Consider the following 13249-nt stretch of genomic DNA (forward strand, 5'->3'; position numbering starts at 1 on the left):
GTTCCCAGCGTGCTGGTGCCGACGGGGCCGAAACCCGCGAGCCCCAGAGGATTTTCACGCTGTTTTTGTTTGTAAATACGTAGACCATGAGCATTTCCTCGGATGTACTGCTGTTGGGCTTGTTTTTCTCGTTATTTCCCCGGCATCTAATCCCTTTCTGTGGCGCGTTAATGCTCACAGACGTCACGCGATGTCGCAATTTGAGGATGACTGATCAATTTGCGCCAACATGCTGGACGCGAAATGCCTGGCACTTTACAAGCCCTTAAAAAACAAGCGGAAATTACAATGTCGCGCCCTGTGACAAGGCCAGCCAACGAAGGTTTGAAACCATGACCAGAACGATCATGTTGCAAGGCACGGGCTCGGATGTCGGAAAAACGATACTGGTGGCAGGGCTCTGCCGGCTGGCGGCATCCAAAGGACTAAAGGTCCGCCCGTTCAAGCCGCAGAACATGTCGAACAACGCAGCCGTTTCCGATGACGGTGGCGAGATCGGGCGTGCGCAGTGGCTGCAGGCGCTGGCAGCGCGTATTCCGACCTCGGTCCACATGAATCCCGTGCTGCTGAAACCCCAGACAGAGACGGGCAGTCAGATCATCGTGCAGGGCAGGGTCTATGGCCAGGCGAAGGGACGCGACTATCAGGCGCTGAAGCCGAAACTGATGTCGGCCGTGATGGAGAGTTTCGAGACCATGCGCGCCGGTGCCGATCTTGTGATCGTCGAAGGCGCGGGCTCGCCGGCGGAAATCAACCTGCGCGCCGGCGACATCGCCAATATGGGATTTGCGACCCGTGCCAATGTACCGGTGGTACTGGTCGGCGATATCGATCGGGGAGGGGTGATTGCCTCCCTCGCCGGCACGCATCTGATCCTGCCCGAGGAAGACCGGCGCATGGTGTCGGGCTATATCATCAACAAGTTTCGCGGCGATGTCTCGCTGTTTGCCGACGGCATCGACGCCATCGGCGGCTTCACCGGCTGGTCTTGCCATGGCGTCGTTCCCTGGCTGAAGGCGGCGCGCCGCCTCCCGGCAGAAGATTCCGTCGCCTTGGAGCGCCTGACACGCAAGGCAGAGGGGGGGCTGAAAGTGGCAGTGCCCGTTCTGTCGCGCATCGCCAATTTCGATGATCTCGATCCGCTGGGGGCCGAACCCTCTGTCGATCTGATCTTTGTGCCTCCTGGCGAACGGATACCGCCTGATGCCGGGTTGATCGTGTTGCCGGGTTCCAAGTCGACGATCGGCGATCTCAAGGACCTTCGAGCGCAAGGCTGGGACCGCGACATTGCCGCCCATGTCAGGCGCGGCTGCCGGGTGATCGGTATTTGCGGCGGCTACCAGATGCTGGGGCGGATGGTGCGCGATCCACAGGGGATCGAGGGCGATCTGCCGGAAATCGAGGGCTTGGGTCTTCTGGATGTCGAGACGGAAATGGCACCGGAAAAGACGGTCCGCAACACCACGGCCCATTCGAGGGAATACGATGCGCCTCTGCACGGTTATGAGATCCATCTGGGGGTGACAGAAGGACCGGATTGCGCCCATGCACCCGTGTTTGTCGACGGTCGGGAAGAAGGGGCGATGTCGCCAGACGGCAAGGTGATGGGCACCTATCTGCACGGGCTGTTTGGAAGCGATGCCTATCGCATGGCCCTGTTGCGAAGCCTCGGCATCGATACGCCCGGCTTCAACTATCGCCAGGGCGTGGAAGATGCTCTCGATGACGTGGCCCTGGAGCTCGAGGCGGTGCTGTCTCCGCGCTGGCTCGAAGGCTTGATGGGGTGATGCGGGACCTCTGGAGCGCGCAAACAGAAAAGGAGCGGCGAAAGCCACTCCTGTTCATGCTGGAACATTGATTGTTCCCGACAATGTGCCGCTATCAGCCGAGGCCGATAAACGACAGAATTGCACCGACGACGACCACAAGGCCTACGATGTAAATAATGGCGTTCATTGTCTCTCTCCTTTGCTTGTCTCGCAAAGATGAACGGGCCAGATCGGTCATTGTTCCGCAGCTTTGTCGAACCGCGGTCGGCAGGCCAGTCTTTAGGCGTGGAAATTTGCCGCCTCAGGCTGATTTCCGCGTCAGGGATGCGGGCTCTTGGGGCTCGATGTCGTAACCTGCCACCTCGCGGCGCAGACCGTCGGTCGTTTCAGCCAGACCGTTGGCGACAGAATGGGTCTTTTCCGCCATCACGGCTGTCTCGTCGATGGATTTGCCGATGCGGTCGATCGCGTCCATCAGGTCATTGCATTGCGCGCTCTGGCGCTTGGCGGTCTCGGCAATTTCCGCCACCGACCGCATGCCGCGCTCGGCGCGTTCGGACACGCCATCGAGCGTGGTCGACGCCTTCGAGATGGCCTTCACCGATTCCTGCACAGTCTCCATTGATGAGTTGAGCAGTTTTCCGGCCTCGTCGGCAAGCGAGCCGACCTGGCTTGCAAGACCGCGCACCTCTGTGGCGATCACCCCGAAGGATTGCCCCGCCTTGCCGGCAGAGGAGGCCTCGATTGCGGCATTGATGGCCAGGATATTGGTCTGGAAGGCAATCTCGTTGATATGATCGATGATCTTGAGCGCCTCGGCAGCAGTGACCTCCATGCGGTTGACGGCATCGACGGCAACGGCTGCCGCATCCTGACTGCTGCGCGAGGCAGCAACCGCCTCGCCGACCGCGGTGGTGGCACCCTGGGTTGCCGTCGAAATGCTGTTGGAATCGGCCTGAAAGCCACCCAGGCTTTGGCGCAGGGACGCCATCTGCTGATGCTGCTGGTTCGCAGAGACCGCAAGCTGACGCGAGCCGGTTGCCTGTTGTTCGGCGGCGCCGGACAGATCGTCGACCGAAGAGCCGATCGAGCGGATCAGGCCCGACAGGGTATCGAGCAGTCCATTGACGCCATCGCCGATGGATTTCAGCGTCCCCATCTGAGCACCGAGATCGACGCGGTTGTTGAGGCGTTTGTCCTGAACGGCGGCGATCACCTCGGCAATCTTGGCGATGATTTCCTGTTCGGATTCCTGGCGCCTGGCATCGGCATTGCGCCGGACCGTATCGGCATCGCGGTTCTGATCGTCGAGGAAGCGGCGGCGGATATTGTCCTGCTCCAGACGCGCCATCAGCCGGTTGAACAGGTCTGCCAGTTCTCCGGCCTCGTCTCCGCGGTCGACTTCCAGGCGGGCCGAGAGGTCCGCGTCGCCGACCGCAAGTTCCATCAGCAGCTCCTGCAGCCGCCCGGTGCCCAGCGTTTCGCCATGTTCTGCCGTGTTGAGGCCCGCCAGTTCCTGCTCGGCCGTGACGCGCAGCGGCATGACGGACGACAACAGCTTGAGCACGATCCAGACGCCGCCGAATGCCCAGACGAAGGCGGCGCCCGCGCCCAGCATCTGGACCCCGATCTGCGCAAACCGCGATCCGGCAGCCAGATTCTGCTCCGGTGCCAGAAGGGCAAGGGCAATGGTGCCGAAGACGCCGGCGAAACCGTGCACGGGAATGGCGCCGACCGGATCGTCGATCTTGAGTTTCAGCAAAAGCCACACACCCGATACCGCAACCATGCCACCCACCAGGCCGACGAGCAGCGCACCTTGGGTGGTCAGAACCATGCAGCCGGCCGTCACCGCGACCAGGCCGCCCAGGACGCCGTTGATCAGGCCTTCGGGACGCCATATCCCTTCCTTCATGCGCGACAGGAATGTGCCGGAAAGACCACCGAAGACACCGGCTGCCAGCGTGTTGAGAATGATATGCCCCACGGGAGCATCCATCGTTAGGGCCGATCCGCCGTTAAAGCCGAACCAGCCGATGAACAGGATGAGCGTTCCGGCGCTTGCCAGAACCGTGTTGTGGCTGGCAATGCGGGCGACCGTGCCGTCTTCGAGAAAGCGCCCGATGCGCGGCCCCATGATGACGACAGCTGCCAGACCCGACCAGGCGCCTATGGAATGGACGACGGTAGAGCCGGCAAAATCGATGAAGCCGAGATCCGCCAACCAGGCCGTATTGCCTGGAAACAGAAGCTTGCCCCAGGCCCAATGACCGAAAATGGGATAGACGAGGGCGGCAATGACCGCGACCAAGACGAGATAGGCGGAGAAAGTCAGCCGCTCCGCCACCGCACCGGAGACGATGGTGGCAGCCGTGCCGCAGAACATGGCCTGGAAGATCAAGAAGGAGAGTGCCGCCTCGCTGTCGCCGGAAAACAGCATGAGGTTGCCATCCATGCCGATGAAGCCGAAGAGATCCGCGCCGAACATGAACATGTAGCCAATGATGCCGAACAGGGCGACGGAGACGACCAGATCGACGAGGTTCTTCTGAGCCACGTTGATGGAGTTCTTGGAGCGAACCAGGCCGCCTTCCAGAAACAGAAAACCGATCTGCATCATGAACACCAGAGCAGAGGCGACCAGAACCCATGTCTTGTCGATCAAGGCAATCGGATCGGCGTCAGCGGCATGGAGAGGTGGAGCAAAGGCAAGAAATAAGAATGTATTCGTCAGTAGAAGTGCGTGTTTGCGCATGATTGTTTCCCGCAAGGTTATGGGTACAATCCTTGTTCGGTTATACTTAACGAAGTGTTGCTTTGTCGCTTTGCACGCCGAGTAAATGCCCGCGATTGCGGGACTTTATGGCTGGGAGCGGACGTATCCATGCGCTGATTTCAAGGTGGCGCATAAAAAATATGCGTTTGCTTTAATCTAAGGCAAGGCAAGTGACTGTCGTCGCAATACTTCAGTCCTCCGTACATGTCGCCGGAATGGCCCCGATTCCGACTGGCAGCGGGCACAGAGCGTCGTGACATTGAAGCCAGTCTCGGCAATGGTCTGGCCGAGTTTCATGATGGGGAGATGATGGATGGAAACCTTGACCGGCGGGTGCCTGTGCGGTGCGCTGCGTATTGTCGCTTCAGGCCGGCCCGACAGGGTTGGACTTTGCCATTGCATGGATTGTCGGAAACACCATGGTGCGCTGTTTCATGCCTCGGCTATTTTCCCGCAAGACGCGGTGAAAGTGGACGGAGAAACGCGCGCTTATCAAGGACGGCATTTTTGCCCGCGCTGTGGATCGTCCGTCTTTTCATGCAGCGGCGATGAGATCGAGGTCAATCTCGGATCGCTCGATCAGCCCAATCGACTGGTCCCGACCTACGAGCTCTGGACGGTGAGGCGCGAAAACTGGTTGCCGCCATTTCCGCTGCAAAGGCGCTACGACCGCGATCGGGAGAGTGATGAGCGCTCCGAAGAATAGATCGCGGTCGTGAAATCGAGGGTTTAAGCTTCGATCTCGACGGGTGTCAGCGGACGTGAGCAGCAGGCGAGGATATAGCCTTCCTCGATCTCTTCTTCGAGAATGCCGCCATTATGCTGCATGTCGACTTCGCCCTTGAGCTTCATCACCTTGCAGGTGCCGCAAAGCCCGGATTCGCAGGCAGCGGCAATTCGCACACCCGAGGCACGCGCGGCCTGAAGCAGGGTGTGGCCCGGCTCGCACAGACCGTCCTTGCCCGACATGGCGAATGTGACCTTGGTCGGCTTTTCGCCGTCAGCATAATCGGGCACCACGATCGGGGCAGGGGCAGCGGCCGGCAGGAAGGCTTCTTCATGATAGTGGTCCATGTCGAAGCCCGCACTTTGAAGTGCGTCCTTGACCGTCGCCATGAAGGGCGCAGGACCGCAACAGAAGACCTTGCGGTCGAGGAAGTCGGGCACCAGAAGCGAGATCTTGGCCCGGTCCACCCAACCCTTCAGGCCCGACCACAGCTGCGTGCGCTCCAGCTGCTCGACGATAAAGCCGAGCGTGAAATGCGGCATGTAGCGCGCCTTGTATTCCAGCTCCCAGCGGAAGATGATATCGTTGGGCGAGCGGGCGCAGTGGACGAAGGCGATGTCGCTGTCGGGTTCGCGGTCCGAGAGATCGCGGGTCATCGACATCATCGGTGTAATGCCGGAGCCGGCCGAGATGAACAGGTATTTGTCGCCGGGATGACGGACATAGGAAAAGTCGCCAACCGGCCCATAGGCCTTGAGTTTCATGCCCGGTTGCAGATGTTCCATCATCCAGCGTGTGCCGATGGAATCCTTCTGCGCCTTGGCCGTCACCTGAATGGTGTAGGGACGCGACGGCGTGGACGAGATCGTATAGGTGCGCATGACCGGTTCCGGCCCCACCGGCAGTTCCAGCGTGAGGAACTGACCCGGCTGGTATCGGAACCAGTGGCCCGGATGGTCAGACTTGAAGGTGAAGGTCATCACATCCGGTGTTTCCGGCGTCCAAGCGACACATTCGAGCATATGCTCCTTGTCGCTCCAGGGCCGCATTTCATCGACATGCCTGTATGTTTTGTCTTTTGCCATTTTATGCCACGACCGAGAGTGGAGCCTTGTCGCCCTGCAGGCGGTTGACCATGAAATTGGCGTACCATTCGACAAACTGCATCACGCCGCCTTCATGTTCGACGGAGTAGGGGCCGGGCTCATAGGCCGGCGAGCGGATGCCGAAGGCGTTTTCTTCAACGATGGAGCGGTCCTGGTCGTTGGTCATGTTCCACACATGGGTCAGCTTTTCGACGTCATAGTCGACGCCTTCCACCGCGTCCTTGTGAACGAGCCATGTCGTCGTGACCGCCGTCTCTTCTGCAGACAGCGGCAGCACGCGGAAGGAAATCGCATGGTCGCCGAGAATGTGGTTCCACGTGGTTGGATAGTGGAACAGCAGCATGGTGCCGATATTGGAGATGTTGACGTCGCCTGACAGCGGCTTCTTCACCGCCGGCTTGCCGTCCATGGTGTAGCTCTCCGCACCGGGGATCAGCGGCATGCGGGCAACGCGGAACTGGCCTGTCGGATCCATCAGGAACTCGCTCGGCAGCCCACCGGCTTCGCAACGGGCCCAATGCTCGGCAATGACCGGATCGTCGCCGGCGCCTTGCACGCCGGTCGCAGTCGGCGCTTCCGGATAGGTTCGGCAAAGTTCGGGATGGTTGCCGGCGCAGTGATAGCACTCGCGATTGTTTTCCCAGACGAGCTTCCAGTTGCCTTTTTCGATAATGGTCGAGCGGGCGGCAACCTTGGCTTCGGCCAGACGGTGCGGCGCCATATAGGGTTCGATACTGGCGCGCATCGGCGCAAAATCGGCAGGCTCCTGCGCAAGACAGACGAAGATATAGCCGGCTACACTCTCGCAGGCGACGGGCTTCAGGCCAAACTCTGCCTTGTCGAAGCTTTCACCCATCTGCCGGGCAAAGACCAGCGAGCCGTCGAGGTCGTAGGTCCAGTTGTGGTAGGGGCAAACCATCTTGGCCGCCGCGCCGCGCTCGGACGTGCAAACGCGATGCCCGCGATGGCGACACGTGTTGTGGAAAGCGCGAATGACGCCATCCTTGCCGCGCACGACGACCACGGGATAGTCGCCGATCTGCACGGTGAAATAATTGCCGGCGCGGGGAACCTCGCAGTCATGGCCGATAAACAGCCAGTCACGGTACCAGATGGTCTCCATGTCCAGCTTGAAAATGTCCTCATCGATATAAAAGGGCTGCTCCAGGGAGAAGCCTTCGCGGCGGTTCTTAAGTTGCCGCAAAACTGTCGTCTGCAAATCCATTTGCGCCCTCATTGATGTTCATTGGCGGACGCAGAAAAGCAATGCGGCCTCTTGGGTTTGCCGCATGTGCCCGGACCGCCCGCCGCGGCCGAAACTGACATGTCTACAAGGCTGGTTTCCGGGCTCCGGAGCTGTCCATCATGGACCATCCGACTCCTTCCCAGGCTTGTCTGCCCAGTGGCCTCCCGTCGGATTTTTCGCTCCGCCACCGTTGCGGGGGCAGCGCCGGATTTAGACCGGCTTCCCAATTCTCCGCTCCGCCTCCCTGCGGCCCGGCACCTTGGATTGAGATCATACTAGCGGCTATGCGGGGGTGCGATGCGATGGAAAGCGACATCGAGAATGCGCAATTTGAATAGTCGCTGAAAACTGTGTCCGCCCCTTGGTTGCCGTCTGGTCACGACACGGCGGCGCTTCGAACTATTTCGCTAATGTGCAAGGCGCGATGGATCCTATCGCCAAGTTGTGCGTTCACCCCAACAAGGGGTGAGTAGTGCAGACCCTGAAAACGGTCAAAACAAAGTGGTTTCGTTCAATCACACGGCGGGTGGTTGGGCACAGTTTTGCGTTTTGGGCCGTCCCAACTCGAAGAGGAAAGTCATGAACAATCCAAATTATTATTACCCATTGGGAATTTGGGTGCTTGCTGTCGGCGCTGCCCTCGGCCTTGCCGTCGCACTCTATAATTTTGTTGTCCCGCTCACGGGCGTCAACGGTTCGATCGGAGCGGGTCTGGTGGTGTTTTCCACGGCCATCATGTTGTTGGCGGCGTTGTTTTTCCCGATTTTCGGCCATGGTGCGCTGAGAAACGTCGTACGCGCATTAATAGTACTCGACATCGTCTGCACGGCAGCTGCCGGATATTTTCTGCATGAATGGTTGCTGATTGGCGCCATGGTTGTGGCCCTGATCGGTGCGATCTGGGAGATCGCCCAGCCTTCGCCTGCCGCAACGACATTTCAAGGAGCAGCATGATGAAGCGGATGAATATCGTTTTTGCAAGCGGCCTCATCCTGGCCGCATTGGGCACCGCCGCCTATGCCCAGGATACCACCCAGCCCGAAGCGCCGGCGGCTCCGTCAGCCGGCACCACACTCGAACAGGACAGCACGGCGCCAAGCGCGCCTTCGACATCCGATAGCGCCGATACGGCCGCGCCGTCTACGCCCCCGGCGCTTGCGGACGCAACGCCCAAGCCGGACCGCTATCCGGGCGTCGCCGATCCGACATTCAACACCACGCCGCGTCAGCGCACGAATATTCCGATGATGCCGAAAACGGCGACATGGGACAGTTTTCACGGACAGCTGAATGCGCAGAAATATTCTCCGCTGACCGAGATTACGACCGATAATGTCAAGGACCTGAAAAAGGTGTGGGACATGCATACCGGCGACGTGTCTGACGGCAGCGGCGGCACGCCGGCGACGGTGTGGTCGGCAACGCCCGTCTTTGCCAATGACACGCTGTATATCGGTACGCCCTTTTACCGCATTCTGGCGCTCGATCCCGCAACCGGGAAAGAGAAATGGCACTTCGATACCGATTCCACGCTGGAGGCCCTGACGCAGCCGGCGCTCAAGAATCGCGGCGTTTCCTATTGGCAATCGAAAAATCCGGTCGCCGGCGAGCCGTGCCAGAAGATCGTCTATATCGGCACCATGGATGCCCAGCTCTTTGCGGTCGATGCCGATACCGGCAAGGCCTGCGAGAAATTCGGCAATAACGGCGTTCTCGACGCCAATCAGTGGAACACCATCAATGACCGCTTCCCGTTCTCGCTGCTGCAGCCGCCAACCGTGGCCGGCAATCACGTGATCATCGGCTGGGCCGGCAAGGACTGGGCCTTTGCCGAAGCACCTCCGGGTGCGGTGTTCTCCGTCGATCCGCAGACCGGCAAACTGCAATGGTCGTTTGAGACGCTGCCGGAAGAGGTGCGGCAGAAGACCGGTACCGCCAATGTCTGGACGCATATGTCGGTCGATGAGGATCTGGGCCTGGTCTATCTGCCGGTGTCCTCGCCCTCGCCAAACTACTGGGGCGGCAATCGTACCGAGGAGATTCCCTATGCAACCTCGACGACAGCGCTCGATCTGGAAACAGGCAAGGTTGTCTGGTCGCGCCAGTGGGTCCATCACGACATCTGGGATTACGACATCAATTCCGCTCCGACACTGATGGATATCACGGTCGACGGAAAGACCATCCCGGCCCTGATGCAGGCGACCAAGATGGGCTTTTTGTTCGTCGTCAATCGCGAAACCGGCGAGGATGTCTGGCCGATCGAGGAGCGTGCGGTGCCGGGCGGCGACGGATCGGTGGACGGCGAATATTACGCGCCGACACAGCCATTCCCGACCAAGCCTGCCCCCTTGCTCGACCAGTCGAAGAAGCCGAAGGTCTGGGGCATTGCCGATCTGGTGAGTGGCGGTGCCTGCTCCAAGCTGTTCGACGATCTGTGGTATGAAGGCATGTACACGCCGCCCACTGCCAAGGGCAAAGGTGTCCTGACCTATCCGGATTCCGCCGGTGGCGTTCAGTGGGGCGGGGTTGCCTATGATCCGGAAAACCAGATCGCCGTGGTCAATACCTCGCATATCGTGCAGTACATCAAGCTTTATGCCCGCAAGGAATATGATGAGAACAAGGGCGGGTCCGGCAATGAGAACGGTTTCTACGCCCAGGAAGGCGCGCCCTACGGCATGGAGTTGCAGAACGCGCTGAACTGGCTGGGCATGCCGTGCTGGGAGCCACCCTTCGGTGAGCTCGTCGCCATCGACATGCATACAGGCGATGTGAAGTGGCGCCGTCCGCTGGGCGAATCGCAGAAGTATGGCTTCTTCATGCCTGAAAGCATGGGCTCGCCCACGATTGGCGGTCCGGCGGTGACAGCTGGTGGCCTGGTCTTCATCGGCTCCACGATGGATGCCAAGGCCCGTGCCTTCGACATCAAGACCGGCAAGGAGCTGTGGTCGGCCCAGCTGCAGGCCCCGATCGTCGCCAATCCGGCGGTCTATGAATATCAAGGCCGCCAATATGTCGCCTTCATCTCCGGCGGCAACTCCATCCTGTCGCCGACCGTCGGCGATCAGGTGGCGGTCTACGCCCTGCCGAAGTAAGCGACAGGCTCAAAGATGCTGAGAGGGGGGAAGGGCGCATTTCGCGCCCTTTTCCATGGGCGACAAGGCGCATGCCATGGCGAAGGAAAGCAGGCATGGGAAGCCGGTGGCATTCGCATCTGGCAGAGGGGATGCAGCCAAGAGAATGCCCGATGATCGGCACACAAGAAGACCGGGGTCTTTGGATGGCCGTCCTCGACCCGCAGAGATCCGTTTTGCGGGTCGGGGAACTGATCCATATTGGTGCGGCTGAGCCGGCAGATGGAGCGCCGTCAGGCTTAGCTCAGCGGCTTGTAGGCGATCACGTCCATCTCGACTTTGACATCCACCATCATGGGCGATTGTACGGCGGAACGTGCGGGTGGGTGGTCTATGAAGTGCTTCTGGAAGACGGCATTGAAGCTTGAGAAATCGCGTGCATCGTCGAGCCACACATTGACCTTGACCACGTCTTCCAGTGTGCAGTCGGCCAGTGCCAGAACCGCCTTGATGTTTGCCACCACTTGTTCTGTCTGGGCCACGATATTGCCGACGATCACTTCACCGTCGACGGTCGGGACCTGGCCAGAAACATAGACGTAATCACCGGCGCGGACGGCCTTGGCAAAAGGGCGGCGCTGACCGCCGGCCTGGTTCTCGGCCGCTTCGTAGCGAATGAGTGTCTTTGTGCTCATGATGTAAACTTTCTGCTTGGGAGATTGTAGATCGCGGGGGCGCCGATCAGGGCATGTTCTGCACGAAATGACCAGGCGATACTTCCCGGTAGCTGCGTTTTGGCACAACATAGTCGAAGGGCCGAACGGGGCTCTTGATCTCTTCGGCCATGGGCGGCAGCGTCTGGCCACGACGCGACGGATCGGGGATCGGCACGGCGGAAATCAGGCGGCGCGTATACGGATGTTGCGGGTTGTCGAAGATCGCCGCACGCGGCCCGATTTCGACGATTTCACCCAGGAACATGACCGCGACGCGATGGCTCATTCGTTCCACAACAGCCATGTCGTGGGAGATGAAGAGATAGGCAAGTCCGCGCTTTTCCTGCAGGTCCAGCAGAAGATTGGCCACTTGCGCCTTCACGGTCACGTCGAGCGCTGAAACAGCCTCGTCGGCAACGATGAATTTTGCGTCGAGCGCCAAGGCACGCGCGATGGATATGCGCTGCCGCTGGCCGCCGGAAAACTCATGCGGATGACGGTCGGCCATCCTGGCCGACAGGCCGACCTGTTCGAGCAATTCTGCCACGCGTTCCTTCGCCTCGCGTCTGCCCATCAAGCCATGGGCCAGTATCGGCTCTGCAATGGCGGATCCGATGGTGATGCGCGGATTGAGAGAGGCGAATGGATCTTGAAATATCATCTGCGAGGTGCGCCGCATGGCACGCAAGTCGCGTGTGCCGGCTTTCGTCACGTCCTGGCCTTCGATGACGATCTTGCCGGACGAAGGGCTGATCAAGCGAATGATTGCCCGACCGGTGGTGGATTTTCCGCAACCGGATTCGCCCACCAGGGACAGTGTCTCGCCCGGACGCAGGTCGAAGGAGACATCCTCGACAGCATGCACACGGCCATTGGGCAGATCGAAGCGCACGGAAAGATTGTCGACCTTGAGGATGGGTTCGATAGACGGGGAGACGGGTATCATCTCCCGGCCTTCGATCGGATCGCCGGTCGACGCATCGACTTCCGGGAAGCGCTTGGGAGCCATGGCTCCCCCCATCGTGCCAAGTCGCGGGATCGAAGCGAGAAGCGATCTGGTGTAGACGGCCTTGGGCGATTTGAAGATATCTTCTGTCCTGCCGGTCTCCAGGACATCGCCGCGGAACATGACGACGGTGCGGTCAGCGATCTCCGCAACCACACCCATGTCATGGGTGATGAAGAGGACGCCCATGTTCTCCTCGCTCTGCAATTCGCGCAGCAGATGCAGGATTTCGGCCTGGATCGTGACGTCGAGCGCGGTCGTCGGTTCGTCGGCGATCAGCAGTTTTGGCCGACAGGCGAGGGCCATTGCAATCATCACCCGCTGTCGCATGCCGCCGGAGAACTTGTGCGGATACTCGTGAAGACGCGTCTTTGCCGCAGGAATGCGAACCCGCTCCATCAAACGGATGGTTTCAGCCGCGGCATCGCTCCAGGAAAGGCCGCGATGCAGCACCAGTGCCTCGGAGATTTGGTTGCCTATCGTGAAGACGGGGTTGAGCGAGGTCATCGGCTCCTGGAAGATCATTCCGATCGAACCGCCGCGCACAGCGCGCATTTCGGCTTCGCTGGCCTGTAGCAGATCCTGCCCGTCCAGCAGGATTCGCCCTTGCGACCGCGCGCGGTCGGCGGGCAAAAGCCGCATCGTCGAGAGCGCGGTGACGCTTTTGCCCGAGCCGGACTCGCCGACGATGGCCACCGTCTCGCCGGCATCCACATGCAGGTTGATATCGCGAATGACCGCGGTCCAGCCCTGCTGGGTCTTGAAAGATGTCGTCAGGTTCTCGACCGAAAGCACGGGCCGGACCTTGGTAATGGTATCCGTCATG

9 protein-coding genes and 1 riboswitch are annotated in these 13249 nt (G+C 60.1%); of the genes, 4 read left to right on the forward strand and 5 right to left on the reverse strand.

Translation table 11 applies throughout. The features are described from left to right. Window positions 1–332: 332 nt before the first annotated feature. The gene (locus ACQQ2Q_RS08890) at window positions 333–1787 is read left to right on the forward strand and encodes a cobyric acid synthase (protein ID WP_428186705.1); all 1455 of its coding nucleotides are present in this window, start codon (window positions 333–335) and stop codon (window positions 1785–1787) included. A gap of 283 nt (window positions 1788–2070) precedes the next feature. Here ACQQ2Q_RS08890 and amt read toward each other — a convergent pair whose 3' ends face one another. Beyond that, window positions 2071–4524, reverse strand: coding sequence for an ammonium transporter (gene amt, locus ACQQ2Q_RS08895; RefSeq protein WP_428186706.1), 2454 nt, complete (start codon window positions 4522–4524; stop codon window positions 2071–2073). Window positions 4525–4858: 334 nt separating this feature from the next. On the opposite strand from amt, the gene ACQQ2Q_RS08900 reads away from it, so the two are divergent. Then, entirely contained in the window at window positions 4859–5251 is a 393-nt protein-coding gene (locus ACQQ2Q_RS08900; protein WP_428186707.1) for a GFA family protein, read from the forward strand. Between the two features lie 23 nt (window positions 5252–5274). On the opposite strand, the gene ACQQ2Q_RS08905 is transcribed toward ACQQ2Q_RS08900, so the two are convergent. Both ACQQ2Q_RS08905 and ACQQ2Q_RS08910 read right to left on the reverse strand, forming a co-directional pair. Beyond that, complete coding sequence (locus ACQQ2Q_RS08905; protein ID WP_428186708.1) at window positions 5275–6357, reverse strand: 2Fe-2S iron-sulfur cluster-binding protein; 1083 nt, start codon at window positions 6355–6357, stop codon at window positions 5275–5277. 1 nt (window position 6358) lies between these two features. Continuing rightward, the gene (locus tag ACQQ2Q_RS08910) at window positions 6359–7603 is read right to left on the reverse strand and encodes an aromatic ring-hydroxylating oxygenase subunit alpha (protein WP_428186709.1); all 1245 of its coding nucleotides are present in this window, start codon (window positions 7601–7603) and stop codon (window positions 6359–6361) included. A gap of 92 nt (window positions 7604–7695) precedes the next feature. Then, a riboswitch (cobalamin riboswitch) is annotated at window positions 7696–7901 on the reverse strand. Window positions 7902–8203: 302 nt separating this feature from the next. Between ACQQ2Q_RS08910 and ACQQ2Q_RS08915 the strand changes: the two genes are divergently transcribed. After that, window positions 8204–8578: a hypothetical protein gene (locus ACQQ2Q_RS08915; RefSeq protein WP_428186710.1), complete on the forward strand. Its 375-nt coding sequence runs from the start codon at window positions 8204–8206 to the stop codon at window positions 8576–8578. After that, window positions 8578–10722 carry a PQQ-binding-like beta-propeller repeat protein gene (locus ACQQ2Q_RS08920; RefSeq protein WP_428186711.1) on the forward strand — a complete coding sequence of 715 codons (2145 nt, stop codon included), beginning with the start codon at window positions 8578–8580 and terminating at the stop codon, window positions 10720–10722. The genes ACQQ2Q_RS08915 and ACQQ2Q_RS08920 overlap by 1 nt, the downstream gene beginning before the upstream one ends. A gap of 278 nt (window positions 10723–11000) precedes the next feature. On the opposite strand, the gene ACQQ2Q_RS08925 is transcribed toward ACQQ2Q_RS08920, so the two are convergent. Next, the gene (locus ACQQ2Q_RS08925; protein ID WP_428186712.1) at window positions 11001–11396 is read right to left on the reverse strand and encodes a RidA family protein; all 396 of its coding nucleotides are present in this window, start codon (window positions 11394–11396) and stop codon (window positions 11001–11003) included. 46 nt (window positions 11397–11442) lie between these two features. Beyond that, entirely contained in the window at window positions 11443–13248 is a 1806-nt protein-coding gene (locus ACQQ2Q_RS08930; RefSeq protein ID WP_428186713.1) for a dipeptide ABC transporter ATP-binding protein, read from the reverse strand. Between the last annotated feature and the right edge of the window lies 1 nt (window position 13249).

It is taken from the genome of Agrobacterium sp. ES01 (assembly GCF_050320885.1).
Classification (GTDB): Bacteria; Pseudomonadota; Alphaproteobacteria; order Rhizobiales; family Rhizobiaceae; genus Allorhizobium.